We start from the raw sequence: 20,462 nt of genomic DNA, 5'->3' as shown, positions 1-20,462 counted from the left end.
TCCGGGCAGCTGCAAGTAGAAAACAGCTGCAAGCCTCAAGTGCAAACCGGTCGGACTCGAAAAGCTGACCGGTCCAGCTTGCCCGCTTGAAGCCTGTAGCTTACAGCTGCGTTACTGCGACTTCCGGACACGCAGGTACCACTCGGAGAGCAGCCGTACCTGTTTGTCTGTGTAACCCCGCTCGACCATCCGGGTGACGAAGTCGTTGTGCTTTTGCTGATCGTCTTTGCTGGCTTTGGCGTTGAAGCTGATAACCGGCAGCAGATCCTCGGTGTTGGAGAACATTTTCTTCTCGATCACCACCCGCAGCTTCTCGTAGCTGAGCCAGGTCGGATTCTTGCCGTTGTTGTTGGCGCGGGCGCGCAACACGAAGTTGACGATCTCGTTTCGGAAGTCCTTCGGATTGCTGATGCCAGCTGGTTTCTCGATCTTTTCCAGTTCCTCGTTGAGGGCCACTCGATTGAGGATTTCGCCGGTTTCAGGGTCGCGATACTCCTGATCCTGAATCCAGAAATCTGCATAGAGCACGTAGCGGTCGAAAATGTTCTGACCGTACTCGCTGTAGGACTCCAGATAGGCCGTCTGGATTTCCTTGCCGATGAACTCGATGTAGCGCGGCGCCAGGTATTCCTTGATGAAGCGCAGATACCGCTCGCGGGTTTCAGCCTGGAATTGCTCCTGTTCGATTTGCTGTTCAAGTACGTAGAGAAGATGTACCGGGTTGGCGGCAATTTCGTGTGGGTCGAAGTTGAAGACCTTCGACAGGATCTTGAACGCAAAGCGTGTGGAAAGACCGTTCATGCCTTCGTCGACACCTGCGCTGTCGCGGTACTCCTGAATCGACTTGGCTTTGGGGTCGGTGTCTTTCAGGTTCTCGCCGTCGTAGACCCTCATCTTGGAATAGATGTTGGAGTTTTCAGGCTCCTTCAAGCGAGACAGTACCGTGAACTGCGCAAGCATTTTCAGGGTATCGGGCGCGCAATGAGCCTTGGCCAGCGAGCTGTTAAACAGCAGTTTGTCGTAGATCTTGATCTCGTCACTGACCCGCAAGCAGTACGGCACCTTCACGATATAGATCCGATCGATGAAGGCCTCGTTGTTCTTGTTGTTGCGGAAGCTATGCCATTCCGATTCGTTGGAGTGGGCCAGCAGAATACCGGTGAACGGAATCGCGCCCAGGCCTTCGGTACTGTTGTAGTTACCTTCCTGGGTGGCGGTGAGCAGTGGGTGCAGCACCTTGATAGGCGCTTTGAACATTTCGACGAATTCCATCAGGCCCTGGTTGGCCCGGCACAGCGCGCCCGAGTAGCTGTAAGCGTCAGCATCGTTCTGTGGATATTCTTCGAGCTTACGGATATCGACTTTGCCGACCAGCGCCGAAATATCCTGGTTGTTCTCATCGCCTGGCTCGGTTTTGGCTACGGCGATCTGATTAAGGATCGATGGGTACAGCTTCACCACCTTGAACTGGCTGATGTCGCCCCCGAATTCGGCCAGACGTTTCGTCGCCCAAGGCGACATGATGGTGTTCAGGTACCGGCGCGGGATGCCGTAGTCCTCTTCGAGGATCGTCCCGTCTTCGGTGGGTTTGAAAAGGCCCAAGGGCGATTCGAAAACCGGTGAACCCTTGATGGCGTAGAAAGGTATTTTTTCGACCAGCGATTTGAGTTTTTCAGCCAGAGACGATTTACCACCGCCTACCGGGCCGAGCAGGTAAAGGATCTGTTTCTTCTCTTCGAGGCCTTGGGCGGCATGGCGGAAGTACGAGACGATTTGCTCGATGCAATCTTCCATGCCGTGGAATTCTTCGAACGCGGGATAGCGCCGAATGACCTTGTTGGAGAAGATTCGCGATAGCCGCGAGTTGGTCGAGGTGTCGAACAACTCAGGCTCACCGATCGCCAGCAGAAGACGTTCTGCGGCCGATGCGTAAGCGCTGCGGTCCTGTTTGCAGAGCTCCAAGTACTCCTGTAGCGAGAGCTCTTCCTGGCGTGTCGATTCAAAGCGTTGTTGGAAGTGGCTAAAAATACTCATGACGTCACCTCGCTCGATACGTGGAGCCGGCGGCGGATCGTCAGTTGATGCTGGTTAGCGACTGATCACTCAGCAGCTATTTACCCCCCAGAACACCATAAAAGTAGCTACCGATGACCCACGCGCCGGTGTACCGGCTCTCCCCTGATTCGGATGGCCTGCGTCTTAGGATAGTTCGGAATCGGAAGGAGAAAGAAGGAATGCTTGCAATCGAACGGCAACCGTTCGTCAGATGGATGCGCGAGCCCGCGTAGGACGCGGGATCGCGGGATAAAAATATTTTTTCTGATCAGCCTTGCGCAGTTTCTGCTGGAAACGTGTTTTTCCAGAGTTCAAAACCGCCGTCCATGCTGTAGACCTCCGAGAAACCCTGGCCAACAAGATAGGCCGCAGCGCTTTGACTGGAGTTTCCGTGGTAGCAGACGACGACCAGTGGTTTATCCAGATCCGCGTTGCGGATGAAGTCCGCGATGGAGTGGTTGTCCAGGTGATGGGAGTCGGGGATGTGGTTGCTGGCGAACGTTTGTTGATCGCGCACATCAACCAACACGGCGCCTTGTTCACGCAGGGCTTGGGCCTGCTGCGGCGGTATGCGTTTGAAGTCGGTCATGGCTGGGGCTCCTCGGCCGCGCAGATCCCGAGCAGTCGGGACCGGTAAAAAAATCGATTCTAATGCCTGATCGCGTTTTGTTCATCTGCGCTCAGCAAGCGCACTTTGCCAGGCTCGGCATTGCCCTTGTCGTCGCATTCACAGCGGTGCATCTGACGAGTGTCGACGTTAAGCATCGACAGGGCTGCGCCCCAGACACAGCCGGTGTCTAACGCATAAATCCCGGGTTCGTCGCATCGACCTTCGAGCGCCGCCCAATGACCGAAAATAATGCTGAGGCTTTTGGTCTTGCGATTTTTATGACGAAACCACGGTGCATATCCGGGAGGGGCAGCATCCACACCTTCTTTTGCCTTGAAGTCGAGCTTGCCGTCGCTGGTGCAAAAGCGCATCCGCGTGAAGTAGTTGGTAATGACCCGCAGACGTGTCACGCCGTGCAGATCCTTGTCCCACTTCGTCGGTTCATTGCCGTACATGCCGTCGAGAAAGGGCTCCAGTCTGTTGTCATCTCGCAACGCTTGTTCGACCTCTTCAGCGCAGCGTAGCGCCTTCTTCAGTGTCCATTGCGGTGGGATGCCAGCGTGCACCAATGCGATGTCGCGATCTGCATCGTAATGCATGAGCTTTTGCTGGCGTAACCACTGCAGCAGCTGGTCGGCGTCAGGGGCGTCCAGTATTTCGCGCAGCGTGTCGCCTTTTTTCAGGCGTTCGATGTTGTGTCCTGCGGCGAGCAAATGCAGGTCATGGTTGCCCAGCACGCACACTACGGAGTCGCGCATTGCGTAAATGAAACGCAGGGTTTCCAGCGACTGCGGACCGCGATTGACCAAATCGCCGACCAGCCACAGTTTGTCTTTGCCAGGTTCGAACCCAACGTGGTCGAGCAGGCATTTAAGCGGTTCAAGGCAACCTTGCAGATCGCCGACTGCGTACACCGCCATCAGTGCAGAGCCCCCGGCACCGCCAGCCGGAAGGGCGCAATGACCGCATCGAAACGTTTGCCATCGTCAGCCAGCATTTGATAGGTGCCCTGCATGTTGCCCACCTTGGTGGTCATGACAGTGCCGCTGCTGTAGGTGTGGCTTTGGCCCGACTGGATCAATGGTTGCTGACCAACAACGCCGTCGCCTCGGACTTCTTCGACGTTGCCATCGCCGTCGGTGATGACCCAGTGTCGGGACAGCAGCTTGGCAGGCAGGTCACCTGCGTTGTGGACGGTGACGGTGTAGGCGAAGGCAAAGCGGTTCTGCTCAGGCTGCGACTGTTCTGCGAGGAAACGGGTGACGACGCTGACGTCGACCTGATAACGGGGATCGGACATGCAAGAGGCCTTAAAAGCGAGAGCGGAAAAAGCCGGAAAAAGCCCGGTGAAAAATCAGTCTAGGACATGTCGTGGCTAAAAAACCAAAGAGTCTCTGGCGCCAGACATGTCCCGACCCATTACTCGACAGCGGGCTTCTCGCTAAGTTTGTCTGCCAGACGCACAAAGGCAGCGAGGTCCAGTTGCTCTGGACGCAATCCGCCATCGACTCCGGCTTCGGTGATCTCTTCGCTGGTCAGTAGGGCTTTGAGGGTATTGCGCAGCGTTTTGCGGCGCTGATTGAAGGCTTCGCGCACCACCCGCTCCAGCACCCGGTGGTCTTTGGCAGGGTGGGGCAGGGTTTCGTGGGGGACCAGGCGAACGATGGCCGAGTCCACTTTCGGTGGCGGGTTGAACGCACCTGGACCCACGTTGAACAGGTGCTCCACGCGGCAATGGTACTGAACCATAATCGACAGACGGCCATAGTCTCCGCCGCCAGGGGTTGCTGCCAAACGCTGAACCACTTCTTTTTGCAGCATGAAGTGCATGTCGCGAATCAGGCCTGCGTTCTGCAATAGATGAAAAATCAGCGGTGTCGAAATGTTGTACGGCAGGTTGCCGACCACGCGCAGGCTGCCGGGTGCGGCGCCAAGGCTGGTGAAATCGAACTTCAGAGCATCGCCCTGATGCAGATTAAAGTTGGGCAGGCTGCCGAACTGATGCATGAGGATGGGGATCAAGTCCTTGTCCAGCTCCACCACATCCAATTGCGCCGTGCTGTTTAGCAGACCTTCGGTCAGTGCTCCCTGACCTGGCCCGATTTCCAGCAGACGGTCTTCAGGCTTGGCGCGGATCGCGCGCAGGATCTTGTCGATCACGCCCGCGTCGTGCAGAAAGTTTTGCCCAAAACGCTTACGCGCCTTGTGTTGAAATTGCTCGCTCATTAATGCGTCTCGGCCATCTGGTAGGCGGTTTCCAGGGCGACTTTCAGGCTGCCGGTGTCGATCTTGCCGCTACCTGCCAGATCCAGCGCGGTGCCATGATCGACTGAGGTGCGGATGATCGGCAAACCGAGGGTCACGTTGACCGCTGCGCCGAAGCCTTTGTACTTGAGTACGGGAAGACCCTGGTCGTGGTACATCGCCAGCACCGCATCGCAGTGCTCCAGATATTTAGGGGTAAACAGAGTGTCAGCAGGCAGCGGCCCGCGTAGATCCAGGCCCTCACTGCGCAGGCGCTCCAATGTGGGTTCGATAATGTCGATTTCTTCGCGCCCCAGATGCCCGCTTTCCCCGGCATGCGGATTCAAGCCGCAAACCAGGATGCGCGGATGGGCGATACCAAACTTGTTCACTAGATCAGCGTGCAGGATGCGCGTCACACGCTCCAGGCGTTCAGCGGTGATGGCATCGGCGACGTCGCGCAGCGGCAAGTGAGTTGTGACCAGCGCCACGCGCAGATCGCCGGTTGCCAGCATCATCACTACCTGCTCGGTCTGAGTCAGCTCAGCGAGGAATTCGGTATGGCCGGAAAAAGCGCTGCCGCTTTCGTTGATCACGCCCTTATGTACGGGGGCAGTGATCATGCCGGCGAAGTCGCCGTCAATGCAGCCTTGGCCCGCACGGGTCAGGGTTTGCAGAACGAATGCGCCATTGGCCTTATTCAACTGGCCCGCCACCACCGGTGCCTCAAGCGGCGTATCCCAGACATACAGGCTGTCAGCAGGAGCGGGCACGTCGGGCCAATTGTCAGGGGTAACGGCTATCAAGTTGACGGCAACACCCAACAACGCGGCTCGCTCGCTCAGCAAGTCGCGGTTGGTAATGGCAATAAGGGGGTGCGGCTGGGGCTGCGCGGCGAGCAGCAGGCAAAGGTCAGGACCAATGCCGGCCGGCTCGCCGGGTGTCAATGCGAAACGCTTGGGTTTCACTGCGCAGCCTGGTCAGCGCCAGGGACTTTGATTTCTACGTAGGCTTCGTCGCGGATTTGACGCAGCCAGGTTTGCAGCTCTTCATCGTATTTGCGGTTACGCAACACTGTCAGGGCTTGCTGTTCACGTGCCTGATTGGTGCTGTCGGTAGCGCGGCGACCCAGTACTTCCAGGACGTGCCAGCCGTATTGCGTCTGGAACGGCTTGGACACCGTGCCCTGTGGCGTCTCAGCCATGACTTCGCGGAACTCAGGCACCAACGTGTTCGGGTCGACCCAGTTCATATCGCCGCCATTGAGCGCCGAACCCGGATCTTCCGAGAAGCTTTTCGCCAGATCGCCGAAGTCTTCGCCATTCTGGATGCGATCGTAGATTTTTTGAGCCAGCAGTTTGGTTTCAGCTTCAGTGCGGATTTCGCTTGGTTTGATCAGGATATGACGCACATGCACTTCATCGCGCATTTGAGTCTGGCCTTCGCCACCGCGTTTCTCCAACAGCTTGAGGATGATGAAACCACCCGGAGTCCGCGCTGGAGGGGTGACCTCACCAGGCCGCATCGAGCTCAACATGTCACCAAACGGAGGTGGCAGTTGTGCGGCTTTACGCCAACCCATGTCGCCGCCTTCAAGTGCGCTTTCGCTGGCAGATGCGGCAATCGCGAGCTGACCGAAGTCAGCGCCTTGCTGGAGCTTGCCGTAGACATCTTTCGCCTTGGTCGCGGCCGCCTGAATCTGGGCGGAGGTGGCGCTGTCAGGCGTAGGAATCAGGATATTCGCCAGGTGAAACTCTTCGGAAAACTGCGCCTTTGCCATGTCGGAGGCCAAGAAGTTTTTTACTTCCTGCTCGGACACCTGAATGCGCTCAGCCACTCGGCGCTGACGCACCCGGCTGATGATCATCTCCCGACGAACCTGCTCACGGGCGCTCTGGTACGACAATCCGTCGTGGGTCAGAGCGGCCTTGAATTGCTCGACACTCATCTGGTTACGCTGAGCAATGGTGCCAATGGCCTGGTTCAACTCTTCGTCTGTAATGCGAATGCCGGAGCGTTCGCCAATCTGCAGTTGAAGGTTTTCAAGGATAAGCCGGTCCAGCACCTGCGATTGCAAGGCGCTGGGCGGCGGCACGCCCTGGCCACGTTTGGCGATGGTTTGCTGTACTTCACGGATACGCTGGTCGAGCTGGCTTTGCATGACCACGTCGTTGTCGACGATGGCCGCCACTTTGTCGATGGAGCGCACTTCAGCGTGCGCTACGGAACCGATGAGTAAAGCGCCCAACATCAGGGGGCGCAGACAATCAGAAAGCTTGGTCTTCACGTTCACGATAACCTTGGATGCCTTGGTCGAGGAAGCTCTCTACTTTCTGGCCAACAACGCCACCAAGTCCCTTCAACACAATTTGTAGGAAAATGCCGCGGTCGCCTTTTTCGTTCTGAGGCGCTTCCTGGGTGTACTCGTCGTAGTCAACCCAGTAACGGTTGATCAGACGCAGCTTCCAGCAGCAGTTGTCGTATTCAAAACCACCAAAGGCTTCGAGCGTACGGTTACGGTTGTAGTCGTACTGCCAGCGGCTGATCGCACTCCATTGAGGAACGATTGGCCAGATGACCGAGAAGTCATGCTGCTGGATCTTGTAGTAGTCCTTCACGTAGCCCGGTGTACCTGGGGTGCCGTAGTCACCGCCACCCACACTCCACTTACCGGTGGTCTGATCGTAACGGACCTGGTCATTACGATAGCGATAGCCGGCGTTGATGATCTTGCCCGGGTTGTCTGCAGGCTGGTAGTGAACCATCGCGCTGCCGGAACGGGTGCTGTGGCTGTCCGGATCCCAGTTGAAGTCCGAAGTGGCACGCCAGTCGCGGTTGTAGCGGTATTCGTATTCCAGCGCGTAAGGAGAAACGTTCGCCTGAGCGTCCTGACGATCTTCGAAGCTGATACCCGGCAACTGAACCTTGCGGTCTTTGAAGTACAACGCCTGACCGACGCTGAGGCGTTGACGTTCGAAACCGTCGTCCTCGATCCAGCGGTTGGTGATGCCCAGAGACAACTTGTTTTCGTCGCCGATACGGTCGGAGCCAACGAAACGGTTGTCGCGGAACAGCGAAGCGTAGTTGAACGTGGTCTCGCCCGAATCGAATACCGGGATATCGGTCTGATCTTTCTCAGGCACATACAGGTAGTACAGACGCGGTTCCAGGGTCTGGCGATAGTTTTTGCCGAACCACTGAGTGTTACGGTCGAAGTACAGACCGCTGTCCACGCTGAAGATCGGAATGCTGCGGTCTTGAGAGCGGTTGTAGTTTTCATCCGCCAGCAAGGTTTGTTTGCCTTGGCTGTCAAGATCCAGATCGTACTTGGTGTAGACGTATTTCAGCTTGGGCGTCACGAATCCGTAAGATGCGGTCAGCGGCAGACTCATGGACGGTGCCAGATTCAGACGATCGCCGTTTGCACGGGCGAGGCCTGCAACGTTCGTGTCGAGACGATCAGCTCCGATTGTTCCATCAGCACGGATCGGTCCGCCATCTTGGTCAATATAGCGACCGGTTCTAAGATCGCGATCGAAGCGGACTGCTTCAGTCTCGTAGTCGAACTTGAGGCCGCCTGGACTGTAAGGAAGCGTGCCGTTCAGGGTCAACTGAGGCAGACGGCCGTACGGCGTGATGTCCGTTACGTTAGCCAGTTCGTAGCGCTGTGCGTTCAAGCGCGCAACGTAACTGTCACCCCGGTACGTCAAGTCAGCTTGCTGATTGATGTAATCGTGGGTGCCGATGCCTTCCTGGCCGGTTTTCAGATCCTGGAAGTAGTACGGATCGCTGATGTCGGTGTAGTCGACATGAGTTGCCCAACGCGAATCCAGACCACCTTTGTGCTGCCAGTTGATCATCCAGCGGGTGTCTTTGTAATCGGATTGCAGCTTGCGATCGTCGTCGTCGTCGTTCAGGTAACCGCCGCCGAACTGACCTTCGCTGGTCTTCGTCAGATAGCGGAACTCGCCTTCCATCAACAGGCCGCGTTTGGCCATGTAAGTGGGGTACAACGTGGCGTCGTAGTTAGGCGCCAGGTTGAAGTAGTAAGGCGTGAGCAACGAAACGCCCGTGTCGCTGCTGGCACCGATTGTCGGTGGCAGGAAGCCGGACTGGCGACGGTCGTCGATCGGGAAATAGATATAAGGCGTGTACAGAATCGGGATGTCTTTGACCCGAAGCGTAGCGTTGGTCGCCGTACCGAAACCGGTGGCCGGGTTCAGCGTTATGTTGTTGCCCTTGATGGTCCAGGCGTTGCTGTTGGGTTCGCACGTGGTGTACGTCCCGTCCTTCAAGCGGATGATCGCGTTTTCTGCACGTTTTGCGTACAGCGCGTTACCACGCACGTTGGATTTATGCAGCACGTATTCGGCGTTGTCGACCTGGGCTTCACCCGTGTCGAGTTGCACCTCGGCGTGATCGCCGACGATCAGGGCGCCGTTGTCGCGCAGACGGACATCGCCGTTGAGCTCGCCACGGTTCTCGGCCTGATGCAGGGAAGCTTCCTGAGCCTGAAGCTGCATGCTGCCCTGACGCAGGACAACGTCGCCAGCCAGGGTTGCAGTCTGTTCTTCCTGCTCATAGCGCGAAGCCTTGGCACCGATGAAAGTCGGGGCCTCGTTCTTCGGCGTCTTGTCGTCCATACCAGGGCGAATAGGCTCGACGTACGCGCCTGAGCAATACGGGCCGGTTTCAGCCAGTTGCGCAGCGGTCAGGCGTTCGCGTGGAACCCAGTCGAGGTGGCTGTAGTCAGCACTTCGCGACCGCAGGCCACGGCCCTTGGCCTCGGTGACCAGCGTCGTTTTAGGTACGACTTCACCACCGGTGGTGGTCTCGGATTCAGTCACAGTGCCATTGGAGCTGACACTGGTCGTACTGTGTACCGGCCGTGGAGGCAACTGCACAGCAGTTGCTTTTGGTGCGCAATCCCAGGAGCCTGCGGCGGATACCGAGCAGTCAAACTGTTCTGCCGCCACCGCATACTGGATGGCTAGAGGTTGCATGGCCAGCAGACTGCCGGTTACAAGCAACGGAAATTTTTTACGAAACGCGGGGGATTTCAATGCCATCTTATTAATCCGGGCTTCCTGCGCGCCATCTGCCCGCGGGGGGGCCGCACGCCTCTCGATGGGCTGAAAAAGATGTCGGATAATAAAGCATGACCCGCTTGACGGCTAGCGCCGTCGGAGACCCTTGCAATGCCAGATGAAGATGTACGCCTGCAACACCTGAAAGTTTGGCTCGATGAGCAACTTCCAATCCTCTTTGCCGCTCAGAATTGGGGCTCGATACCCCCGGCCACGTTGACTGCGGCCAGCAGCGACGCAAGTTTCCGCCGTTACTTTCGCTGGGAGGGAGAGGGCCGAACTTTTATTGTCATGGATGCGCCACCGCCGCAGGAAAACTGCAAACCCTTCGTTGATATCGCTCATTTGCTCGGCGAATCAGGAATTAATGTTCCGAAAATTTATGCCGAAGACCTGACTCAAGGCTTTCTTTTGCTAAATGACCTGGGGCAGAAAACGTACCTGGACGTGATCGATGGGCAAAACGCCGATCAATTATTCGCTGATGCCATTGATGCGCTGCTGGCTTATCAGCAGTTGCAGATGGATGCTCCGCTGCCCAGCTATGACGTGGCTTTGCTACGGCGTGAGCTTGAGCTCTTTCCTGAGTGGTACGTGAAGCGTCATCTGGGCATCGAGTTTGATCAGGCACAGCAAGCAAGCTGGCAGCAGGCAAGCGATCTGTTGATCGAAAGTGCCTTGGCGCAGCCCAAGGTTTTGGTGCATCGCGACTTCATGCCGCGCAATCTGATGCTCAGCGAGCCGAATCCCGGTGTGCTGGATTTTCAGGATGCGGTGTACGGCCCGGTCACTTACGACATCACCTGTCTGTTCAAGGATGCGTTTTTGAGCTGGCCCGAAGAGCGCGTGGACACATGGCTCAGAGGTTATTGGGAAAGGGCAGGCAAGCTGGGTATTCCGGTACAGGCCAGCGTCGATGAGTTTCTGCGCGCTAGCGATCTGATGGGAGTGCAACGTCATTTGAAAGTGATCGGGATTTTCGCGCGCATCTGCCACCGTGATGGCAAGCCGCGCTATCTGGCCGATGTGCCGCGCTTCTTCTCCTATATAGAGGCTGTATTGGCACGCCGCCCTGAGCTGAGTGAGCTCAGCAGTCTGCTGGCCAGTCTGGGCCAGACAAAATAACAAGTGGCACAACGAGGTCGTCGAATTGAACAACAGCTGGATTGTTTTGAAGAGGGCTGCATGAAAGCGATGATTCTCGCGGCAGGCAAAGGCGAGCGCTTGCGCCCACTTACCCTGCACACCCCTAAACCGCTGATTCGCGCGGGCGGCGTTCCGTTGATTGAATACCACCTGCGGGCGTTGCGCAGCGCAGGGTTCGAGGACGTGGTGATCAACCACGCGTGGCTCGGTCAGCAGATCGAGGAATATCTGGGGGACGGCAAACAGCTGGGCTTGAATATTCGCTACTCGCCCGAAGGTGAGCCGCTGGAGACCGGCGGCGGCATTTTCCGTGCGTTGCCGCTGTTGGGCGACGAGCCGTTCCTGGTGGTCAATGGCGACATCTGGACTGATTGCGATTTTACGGCCCTTCGCGCGCCGATTACGGGACTGGCGCATCTGATCCTGGTCGATAACCCCGAACACCACCCAGGTGGCGATTTCGCATTGGTTGGCGGGCAATTGCAGGACGACGCATCCTTGCCGCGACTGACTTACAGCGGCATTGCGGTGCTGCATCCTCAACTGTTTGTCGGTTGCGCCAACGGCGCGTTCAAGTTGGCGCCGTTGCTGCGTGAAGCGATGGGTAAGGGCCAAGTGACTGGCGAGCACTTCACCGGTCGCTGGGTGGATGTTGGGACCCATGAGCGGCTCGCTGAAGTTGAGCAATTGCTTACGGTGGCCCGTTAGATGCTGTGGCCATGCACACTGATTGGTGGCGGATTGGGTTATGCCATTGCCAGTATTCCGGGCGCCTTACTGGGTGCGTTGCTGGGTCAGGCTTTGGACAGGCGTCTGGAGCTGCACAGTTGGGCTCACCTGCGTGAGCGTTTGGGTGGGCGCGCTGTGCCCCGCGATGACGAGCTGATTTTTATCCTGCTGGGGCGTCTGGCCAAAAGTGATGGCCGGGTGGTAGACGGGCATATTCAACAGGCTCGGGTTGAAATGCGTCGGCTGGATTTGAGCGAACCCGCGCAACGTCGCGCGATTCAGGCGTTCAATCGTGGCAAGGATGGGCGTGATCGTCTGCGCGGGTTTTTGAGTCGTCTGAAGACCCAGCCTCATGCCGCCGAGGGGCTGTTGCGTGCGTGTTGGCGCATGGCTTGGGCTGACGGCAAAGTCTCGCGCAACGAGCGCGAGCTGATAGTGCGATGGGGCAAGTGGCTGGGTTGGCCGGCGCAAAAGGTCGAAGCGCTGTCAGCCGCCGAGGACGATCAGCAATCGCGGCGACCGTTGACCCGCAGCGGAGGCGGGGACTATCAGGACGCATTGCAATTGCTGGGAGTAAGGGCAGATTCGGAGCCCGCTCAGATCAAGCGCGCGTATCGGCGCCTTTTGAGTCGCCACCACCCCGACAAGATCGCCGGCACGGGCGCAAGTCAGGGCCAGGTGCGGGATGCGACCGAGCGAACCCGTGAATTGCACAACGCCTACACGTTGATTCGTGACCGGCGTGGGTTTCGGTGAGGGTTGTCGCAGCGCAATGATGATGTGTAGGAGCGCGCTTGCCCGCGATTGCGATGTGTCTGGTTCGTCAATGTGGCATGCCTGAGAAGCTTCGCGGGCAAGCGCGCTCCTACAACAGCAACCGTGTTACTGGCTTTCCAGAAACCCGCGCACCCGCCGAGCCAGTTGTTCCTGCTCTGCCTCAGAATTACCCGGCATTGCGTTAAGCGTGATCTGGGTAAATTTGCTGCCCTTGACGCGTTTGCTCGCATCCAGGCGTGCCTGCGCCTGTTTGAGTAAAACAGGTCGATCCTTGTCGACGAAATCCGCTGTCGCCACCTTTAATGTCGGGAGAATCTCGGCCAGCGAAGGCGTATCTCGCCCCGTTTCCTGCGCCTGGACCATCACCAGCTTCTGCACCGCAGGCGACGCCTTTTCGCTCATGAAACGGGCTGCCCAGTAGGCACCGCTGCCGTGGCCGAGCAGCACGATGTTGCGCGCCTTGTTTTGTTGAGCGAAGGCAATCGCGCTATCGATGCGCGCAAAAACTCGCTCGGCGTTGGCCTTGGCCTGTTCCGCATCGGCAGTGGCGCGCGCAGCCGTTGCAGCGGCCTCAGCTTCGGCGGCGGCTGCCGGATCAATTGCCGTGTCTTTGGGTTTTTCTTTGTCGGCGGCGGCATCTTCAGCAACCGGTGCAGCCTCGTCGGCGCGTGCAATAACGCCATCTTCGAGGACGTCCGGCATAGTCAGGCTTAAGGTGGCCCAGCCCACATCCGGCAGTTTGCGTCGCAGGGGCCCTACCGCATTAGGCCAGTCTGCCGTTTCGCCAGCACCGGGAATCACGATCACCGCACCTTTGGGCTCCTCGGTATTCGCAGGTTTCCATAGCGCCAAAAAGCTTTCGTCCCCTGCTTGAAGTTGTTGCTGCTGGGCCTGGGGAATTTTTCGCTCAAGCGCCAGCGCGTCTTCCTGGCTGCGGGAGGGGAATACCGCACGCTCCACCGGAGCCTCGACGGCTGTGGCATCTTTGCTTGGCGCAGCGTCTGCTGCCAGAAGAGTCGGCGCAACCGGTAGTATCAGTGTCAGGCAGATCGCGGGAAACATTGCGCGAATGGTGTAGGACATCGGATATTCCAAAGGCCGGAAACAATCCCGGCAGCCTAATAGGTTGATCAACGTTTGTCAGGTTTGCACGGGGCCGCCGCTCACCGCTGCAACTGATCCAAAAAAAGCAGTAAGCCGAATGAACGGCAGAAGGATTCGCGCAATGGAAATACCACGTTGATCAGCTGTTCTGTGCGCCTCTGGGTTATCGGCTGTTCGGGCTGGCTCTTTACAGTCCTGGTGCTGATGGGGGCGCCGTTGTCGGTCATGGCAGACAGCGCGGGCCCCGGCCCGGACCCGTTGTCCAGCGCCCAGCGCGACTGGCTTAACCAGCGTGAGTCTTTGCGCGTCGGTATTGTCCTGCAAGCGCCTTACGCGCAACTGGACCGCCGCGCCCAGCAGCTCTCCGGCGCCAACGTCGATGTCGTAAACCTGTTGGAGAAGACCTTTCAGACTGATTTGCTGTGGCGCAGCTTCCCCGATCAATCGGCGCTGGAAGAAGCGCTGGTCAAGGGAGAAATCGATTTCGCACCCGGCTTGACTCAAACGCCCGCAAGCCTTCGGTTATGGCTGTTTTCCGACCCGTACATGCGCGTGCCGCAACTGGTGGTAGGCGAAAAAGACGGCTCCGGCGCTGTGGACCTGGAGAAGCTCGACCCGCGTATTCGCGTTGCCGTACGGATGCCGAGCCTGGCCGCCGATTACTTGCGCGCCAATTACACGCACCTCAATTTGCAAGGTGTGCCACTTGAGCGACAGGCCTTACAGCTATTGCTCAGCCAACAAGCGCGTTACGCGGTAATTGACGAAGCTCAGCTCAGTCGCTTGTCCCGCGAGGGTGAGTTCGCCGGGTTGGCGGTGGTGGGAGATGTGGGCTTCCCGCAGTTATTGCGCATCGCTTCCCGTCGCGACCTGCCGCAACTTGCCGAAATTATCAGCGTTGCCCTGAGCGCCATTGCGCCCAAGGACCTGGAGCAGGTGCATGCGCAATGGCTGCAACCCAAATACCCGCAACTGAGTGAGTCTCCCAGCCTTTGGAAAAACCTTACGCTGCTGCTGATGCTGGTGGCGTTAGCCTGCATTGCTATCGTCGTGGGGCAGCGTCGTCAGCAGCACACGCTGGAGAGAGAATTGCTCGCCGCTCGCGAAGACATGACTGCGCGCCAGGCGGGCGAAGAAGGGCTGCGACTGGCGCAGTTTTCTATTGATCAAAGCACTGTCGGCATCTTGTGGGTCAACTGGGACAGCCATGTGCGCTACGCCAATCAGGCCGCCGAAACCATGCTCGGTTATGCCCGCGGTGGCGTGGTTGATCGGCCGCTGATCGACTTCGAACCGGGCCTGCACATGGACCGTTGGCTCAACCTGTGGAAGCGCGCGCGGTCCACCGACGAGGCGCCGCAGACCTTCGAAAGCAACTGCGTGCGCGCCGACGGCAGTCTTCTGCCAGCTGATGTTTCTCTAAGTTTTCTGCGCTTTCGCGAGGCGGAGTATCTGGTGGTATTCATCACCGATGTCACTGAGCGACGCCGCTCTCTGGCCGCGCTGCAAGACAGTGAGTCGCGACTGCAAAACCTTGCCGAGCAGCTGCGCGAACTCTCCGCGCACCTGGAAACCGTTCGAGAGGAAGAAAAGGCCCGAATCGCCAGGGAAGTTCACGACGAGCTGGGTCAGATGCTGACCGTGCTCAAGCTGGAAACCTCCATGTGCGAACTGGCCTACGCTGACCTGGACCCTGGGCTGCGTGACCGCCTCAACAGCATGAAGCGATTGATCGCTCAGTTGTTTCAGTTGGTGCGGGACGTCGCGACGGCGCTGCGTCCGCCGATCCTTGATGCGGGCATTGCGTCGGCCATTGAGTGGCAAGCGCGGCGCTTTGAGGCGCGCACACAAATCCCGTGCCTGGTCGAGGTGCCGGACAACCTGCCCGCGTTGCCCGATGCCACCGCCATCGGGCTGTTCCGGATTCTTCAGGAGGCGCTGACCAATGTGATGCGCCACGCCCAGGCGCACACCGTCGAACTGGCGCTGCGACTCGATGACGGTGTGTTGTGCATGACCATTGCCGACGATGGGCAAGGATTTGAGCAGAGCACAGAGCGGCCAGTGTCATTCGGTCTGGTGGGCATGCGCGAACGGGTGCTGATCATGGGCGGACGATTGCAACTGGACAGCACGCTGGGGGAGGGCACAACCTTGCGCATCTACATTCCGCTGGATCAGGTTGAGCAGGAGCAAGTGAAGTGATTCGTGTATTGGTCGCTGAAGACCACACCATCGTCCGCGAGGGTATCAAGCAGCTGATCGGTCTGGCCAAGGATCTGTTGGTGGTCGGTGAAGCCAGCAACGGCGAGCAGTTGCTCGAAACCCTGCGCCATGTGGAATGTGAAGTGGTGCTGCTGGATATTTCGATGCCCGGCGTCAATGGGCTCGAAGCGATACCGAGGATTCGTGCGTTGAACAATCCGCCGGCGATTCTGGTGCTGTCGATGCACGACGAGGCGCAAATGGCCGCCCGTGCCTTGAAAGTAGGCGCCGCGGGCTACGCGACCAAGGACAGTGATCCTGCGCTGCTGCTGACGGCGATCCGACGGGTGGCTGCCGGCGGGCGTTACATCGATCCGGACCTTGCTGATCGCATGGTGTTCGAAGTGGGCTTGACCGATAACCGCCCGCTGCACTCGTTGTTGTCAGAGCGTGAGTTTTCGGTGTTCGAGCGTTTGGCTCAAGGCGCTAACGTCAACGACATCGCCCAGCAATTGGCGCTGAGCGGCAAAACCATCAGCACGCACAAGGCGCGGTTGATGCAGAAGTTGAAAGTCACTTCGCTGGCCGAGCTGGTGAAATATGCGATGGAGCATAAGTTGGTTTGATAGCGGGGCGTGCCTGAAAACGACCTTCCGGGATGTCCGTACTGACGTCATCGCGGGCAAGCGCGCTCCTACAGAAAAACGTGCGCCCCTGTAGGAGCGCGCTTGCCCGCGATAGCTTTCGCCCAGTCACGCGAAATCTTCTATAAAAACCATACCCATCCCCGCCATCCCTGTAGGGCAATCCCTACCCCCAACCTTCCACCGCCCTTAGGCGAATCTCTCCTGCGCCCCGATTTGCGTGGGGTGCAGGCTAATCTAGGCTCTAACCCACGGTTGATTAAGCAAAGGTGTGGGAAATGAGCAATGTCGATGCAAGCGCTGGGGCGAACGATGTTCTGGTCAGCTTTCGTGGTGTGCAAAAGAGCTACGACGGCGAATCCCTGATCGTCAAAGACCTCAACCTGGACATTCGCAAAGGCGAATTTCTCACCCTGCTCGGGCCATCCGGCTCCGGCAAGACCACCAGCCTGATGATGCTCGCAGGCTTCGAAACCCCGACGGCTGGCGACATCCTGCTGGCGGGCCGTTCGATCAACAACGTGCCGCCGCACAAGCGCGACATCGGCATGGTGTTTCAGAACTACGCGTTGTTCCCGCACATGACCGTTGCCGAGAACCTGGCGTTCCCGCTGTCGGTACGCGGCATGAGCAAAACCGACGTCACCGAGAAGGTCAAGCGTGCGCTGGACATGGTTCAGCTCGGCACCTTCGCCCATCGTTATCCCGCTCAACTCTCCGGCGGCCAGCAACAACGTGTGGCGTTGGCCCGCGCGTTGGTGTTCGAGCCGCAACTGGTGTTGATGGACGAACCCCTCGGCGCCCTCGATAAGCAGCTGCGCGAACACATGCAGATGGAGATCAAACATATCCATCAGCGCCTCGGCGTGACCGTGGTCTACGTGACCCACGATCAGGGCGAAGCGCTGACCATGTCCGATCGCGTGGCAGTGTTTCATCAGGGCGAAATCCAGCAGATCGCTCCCCCGCGCACGCTCTATGAAGAGCCAAAAAATACCTTCGTCGCCAACTTCATCGGCGAAAACAACCGCATCAACGGCACCCTGCTCAGCCACGATGGCGACCGTTGCGTGGTCAGTCTGGCACGTGGCGAGAAAGTCGAGGCGCTGGCGGTCAACGTCGGTCAGACCGGTGATGCGGTCACGCTGTCGATCCGTCCTGAACGTGTGAACCTGAACGGGCGCAGCGAAAGCTGTGTGAATCGTTTCTCCGGTCGCGTGGCTGAATTCATTTATCTGGGCGACCACGTGCGTGTGCGCCTTGAGGTGGCAGGCAAGACTGATTTCTTCGTCAAGCAACCAATCGCGGAACTCGACCCGGCGCTGAGCGTTGGCGATGTGGTGCCACTCGGATGGCAGGTCGAGCACGCTCGGGCGCTTGACCCGTTGCACGACGCGCACTGATTTACCTGTTGCAGCCCGCAAGAAAGAAGAAGCACACAGAGGCGAAATCATCGCCCCCTAACGCTTGACCAACACCGCTCGTGGAGAGAACAACACATGTTGAAGACATTGAAACTCACCGCCCTCACGCTGGGCATGATGTGCGCAGCGCAGGCCATGGCGGCTGACCTGACCGTCATTTCCTTCGGTGGCGCCAACAAGACCGCCCAGGAAAAGGCGTTCTACGCACCTTGGGAAAAAGCTGGCAGCGGCAAGATCATCGCTGGCGAATACAACGGCGAAATGGCCAAAGTCAAAGCCATGGTCGATACCAAAAGCGTGACTTGGGACTTGGTGGAAGTTGAGTCGCCAGAACTGTCGCGCGGCTGCGACGAAGACATGTTTGAAGAGCTCGATCCGGCCATGCTGGGCGACAAGGCGAACTATGTCCCGGGCGCCATCCAGACCTGCGGCGTAGGCTTTTTCGTCTGGTCCACAGTGTTGGCCTACAACGCCGACAAGCTGAAATCCGCGCCAACCGGTTGGGCTGATTTCTGGAACACCGAGAAATTCCCGGGCAAACGCGGCCTGCGTAAAGGCGCCAAGTACACCCTGGAATTCGCACTGATGGCTGACGGCGTTGCGCCCAAAGACGTCTATAAAGTGCTGGGCACCAAAGAAGGCCAGGACCGCGCTTTCAAGATGCTCGACAAGCTCAAGCCAAGCATTCAGTGGTGGGAAGCTGGCGCTCAGCCGCCGCAGTACCTGCAGTCTGGCGACGTGGTCATGAGTTCGGCTTACAACGGCCGGATCGCCGCCGTGCAGAAAGAAAGCAATCTGAAAGTAGTGTGGACCGGCGGCGTGTATGACTTCGACGCATGGGCCATTCCGAAGGGCGCGAAAAACGCGGCAGAAGCCAAGAAGTTCATCGCTTTCTCGCTGGCGCCTGAGCAACAAAAGACCTACTCCGAGAACATCGCTTATGGCCCGGCCAACACCCAGGCTGTTGCGTTGCTAAGCGCGGACACCCTGAAAAACATGCCGACCACTCCTGACAACATCAAGGATCAGGTGCAGATCGACGTGAAGTTCTGGGCCGACTTTGGCGAAACCCTGGAACAGCGCTTCAACTCCTGGGCTGCCAAATAAGCGCGTCAAGCTGAGTTAGATCCGGGCGCGTTCCCTACTGTAGGGAATGCGCCCTTCGTTAAAGATTTCGGAGTTCGCTATGGCCATCGCCGTGCCCCTGACTGAAGGCGCCAGCCCTACCTTGAAGCAACGCCTGGCCCGTGCCGAGCGCGTCAATCGCTGGAAGGCCCAGGCGTTAATCGCGCCGTTGGCGATTTTCCTCTTGCTGGTGTTTCTGGTGCCCATCGCCGCGCTGCTCTACAAGAGCGTGAATAACCCGGAAGTGGTGGGCGGTATGCCGCTGACCGTGGTGGAAGTGGCGAAGTGGGATGGCAAGGGCTTGCCGAGCGAATCGGTGTACAAGGCGTTGAGCCTGGACCTGGCTGAAACCCGCAAGAATTCGACGCTGGGCGATTTGTCCAAGCGTTTGAACATGGAGCTGGCCGGCTACCGCAGTCTGTTGTCGAAAACGGCCCGCGCGTTGCCATTCAAAGAAGAACCGTCTTCTTATAAAGAAGCGCTGGAATCCCTCGATGAACGCTGGGGTGATCCCGCGTACTGGCAGGCGATCCGTCGCAATACGTCGAGCTACACCCCCTATTACCTGCTGGCCGCCGTCGATCATCGCATTGATGATCTGGGCGAACTGGCACCCGCGACGCCCGATCAAGCGATCTACGTCGACATCTTCGCCCGCACCTTCTGGATGGGCCTGGTGATCACTGTGATCTGCCTATTGCTGGCGTACCCACTGGCTTACCTGCTGGCGAACCTCCCATCGCGCCAAAGCAATCTGCTGATGATTCTGGTGTTGCTGCCGTTCTGGACATCGATTCTGGTGCGCGTCGCGGCCTGGATCGTGCTGCTGCAATCGAGTGGTCTGATCAACGGGGCCTTGATGGCCATGGGCATCATCGATAAACCGCTGGAACTGGTATTCAACCGGGTCGGCGTCTACATCTCGATGGTGCACATCATGCTGCCGTTCATGATCCTGCCGATCTACAGCGTCATGAAGGGCATCTCGCCCACCTACATGCGGGCCGCCATTTCCCTGGGCTGTCATCCGTTCGCCAGCTTCTGGCGCGTGTACTTCCCGCAAACCTACGCCGGTATAGGCGCGGGTTGTCTGTTGGTGTTCATTCTGTCGATCGGCTACTACATCACCCCGGCCTTGCTCGGCAGCCCGAACGATCAAATGGTCAGCTACTTCGTGGCGTTCTACACCAACACCAGCATCAACTGGGGCATGGCCACGGCACTGGGCGGTTTGCTGCTGCTGGCCACCGTCGTGCTGTATCTGATTTATAGCTGGTTGGTCGGCGCCAGCCGCCTGCGATTGAGCTGAGGA

The 20,462-nt window shown here is 58.3% G+C and carries 17 protein-coding genes; 8 read left to right on the top strand and 9 right to left on the bottom strand.

Annotated features, from left to right (window positions below):
• Positions 1-111: 111 nt before the first annotated feature.
• The 8 genes from ACWKV9_RS25995 to ACWKV9_RS25960 all read right to left on the bottom strand — a co-directional run bounded on the left by ACWKV9_RS25995 (position 112) and on the right by ACWKV9_RS25960 (position 9,978).
• On the bottom strand, positions 112-2,034 hold the full coding sequence (locus tag ACWKV9_RS25995; RefSeq protein ID WP_483838975.1) for a PrkA family serine protein kinase: 1,923 nt from the start codon (positions 2,032-2,034) through the stop codon (positions 112-114).
• A 289-nt stretch (positions 2,035-2,323) separates the two neighbouring features.
• On the bottom strand, positions 2,324-2,644 hold the full coding sequence (gene glpE / locus ACWKV9_RS25990) for a thiosulfate sulfurtransferase GlpE (protein ID WP_483838974.1): 321 nt from the start codon (positions 2,642-2,644) through the stop codon (positions 2,324-2,326).
• A gap of 59 nt (positions 2,645-2,703) precedes the next feature.
• On the bottom strand, positions 2,704-3,585 hold the full coding sequence (locus ACWKV9_RS25985) for a symmetrical bis(5'-nucleosyl)-tetraphosphatase (protein WP_483838973.1): 882 nt from the start codon (positions 3,583-3,585) through the stop codon (positions 2,704-2,706).
• A complete protein-coding gene (apaG, locus tag ACWKV9_RS25980; protein WP_483838972.1) occupies positions 3,585-3,965 on the bottom strand; it encodes a Co2+/Mg2+ efflux protein ApaG in 381 nt (126 codons plus the stop codon). Before apaG ends, ACWKV9_RS25985 begins: the two co-directional genes overlap by 1 nt.
• 119 nt (positions 3,966-4,084) lie before the next feature.
• Positions 4,085-4,891, bottom strand: a complete 807-nt coding sequence (gene rsmA / locus ACWKV9_RS25975) for a 16S rRNA (adenine(1518)-N(6)/adenine(1519)-N(6))-dimethyltransferase RsmA (protein WP_483838971.1) — start codon at positions 4,889-4,891, stop codon at positions 4,085-4,087.
• A complete protein-coding gene (pdxA, locus tag ACWKV9_RS25970; RefSeq protein WP_483838970.1) occupies positions 4,891-5,877 on the bottom strand; it encodes a 4-hydroxythreonine-4-phosphate dehydrogenase PdxA in 987 nt (328 codons plus the stop codon). Before pdxA ends, rsmA begins: the two co-directional genes overlap by 1 nt.
• Positions 5,874-7,196 (bottom strand): peptidylprolyl isomerase SurA, encoded by a 1,323-nt coding sequence (gene surA / locus ACWKV9_RS25965; RefSeq protein ID WP_483838969.1) that lies wholly within the window; start codon positions 7,194-7,196, stop codon positions 5,874-5,876. Before surA ends, pdxA begins: the two co-directional genes overlap by 4 nt.
• Positions 7,177-9,978: an LPS-assembly protein LptD gene (locus ACWKV9_RS25960; RefSeq protein WP_483838968.1), complete on the bottom strand. Its 2,802-nt coding sequence runs from the start codon at positions 9,976-9,978 to the stop codon at positions 7,177-7,179. Before ACWKV9_RS25960 ends, surA begins: the two co-directional genes overlap by 20 nt.
• Positions 9,979-10,107: 129 nt before the next feature.
• Between ACWKV9_RS25960 and ACWKV9_RS25955 the strand changes: the two genes are divergently transcribed.
• The 3 genes from ACWKV9_RS25955 to ACWKV9_RS25945 are packed head-to-tail and all read left to right on the top strand — an operon-like array spanning position 10,108 to position 12,627.
• Positions 10,108-11,121: an aminoglycoside phosphotransferase family protein gene (locus tag ACWKV9_RS25955; protein WP_483838967.1), complete on the top strand. Its 1,014-nt coding sequence runs from the start codon at positions 10,108-10,110 to the stop codon at positions 11,119-11,121.
• Between the two features lie 60 nt (positions 11,122-11,181).
• A complete protein-coding gene (gene murU / locus ACWKV9_RS25950; protein WP_483838966.1) occupies positions 11,182-11,850 on the top strand; it encodes an N-acetylmuramate alpha-1-phosphate uridylyltransferase MurU in 669 nt (222 codons plus the stop codon).
• Positions 11,851-12,627: a TerB family tellurite resistance protein gene (locus ACWKV9_RS25945; RefSeq protein WP_483838965.1), complete on the top strand. Its 777-nt coding sequence runs from the start codon at positions 11,851-11,853 to the stop codon at positions 12,625-12,627.
• A gap of 126 nt (positions 12,628-12,753) precedes the next feature.
• Here ACWKV9_RS25945 and ACWKV9_RS25940 read toward each other — a convergent pair whose 3' ends face one another.
• Complete coding sequence (locus ACWKV9_RS25940; RefSeq protein ID WP_483838964.1) at positions 12,754-13,731, bottom strand: alpha/beta hydrolase family protein; 978 nt, start codon at positions 13,729-13,731, stop codon at positions 12,754-12,756.
• Between the two features lie 225 nt (positions 13,732-13,956).
• Between ACWKV9_RS25940 and ACWKV9_RS25935 the strand changes: the two genes are divergently transcribed.
• From ACWKV9_RS25935 to ACWKV9_RS25915, 5 genes are all read left to right on the top strand, one after another.
• Positions 13,957-15,957 carry a PAS domain-containing sensor histidine kinase gene (locus tag ACWKV9_RS25935; protein WP_483839039.1) on the top strand — a complete coding sequence of 667 codons (2,001 nt, stop codon included), beginning with the start codon at positions 13,957-13,959 and terminating at the stop codon, positions 15,955-15,957.
• Positions 15,954-16,583, top strand: a complete 630-nt coding sequence (locus tag ACWKV9_RS25930; protein WP_483838963.1) for a response regulator — start codon at positions 15,954-15,956, stop codon at positions 16,581-16,583. The genes ACWKV9_RS25935 and ACWKV9_RS25930 overlap by 4 nt, the downstream gene beginning before the upstream one ends.
• 296 nt (positions 16,584-16,879) lie before the next feature.
• Positions 16,880-18,004, top strand: a complete 1,125-nt coding sequence (locus tag ACWKV9_RS25925; protein WP_483838962.1) for an ABC transporter ATP-binding protein — start codon at positions 16,880-16,882, stop codon at positions 18,002-18,004.
• Positions 18,005-18,100: 96 nt separating this feature from the next.
• Positions 18,101-19,132, top strand: coding sequence for an ABC transporter substrate-binding protein (locus ACWKV9_RS25920; protein ID WP_483838961.1), 1,032 nt, complete (start codon positions 18,101-18,103; stop codon positions 19,130-19,132).
• A gap of 79 nt (positions 19,133-19,211) precedes the next feature.
• Positions 19,212-20,459 carry an ABC transporter permease gene (locus ACWKV9_RS25915; RefSeq protein WP_483838960.1) on the top strand — a complete coding sequence of 416 codons (1,248 nt, stop codon included), beginning with the start codon at positions 19,212-19,214 and terminating at the stop codon, positions 20,457-20,459.
• The last annotated feature ends 3 nt before the right edge of the window (positions 20,460-20,462 follow it).

Source organism: Pseudomonas corni, assembly GCF_057128765.1.
The sequence above is the reverse complement of the archived record's forward strand: the minus strand, read 5'-3'. Positions and strand labels throughout refer to the sequence as shown.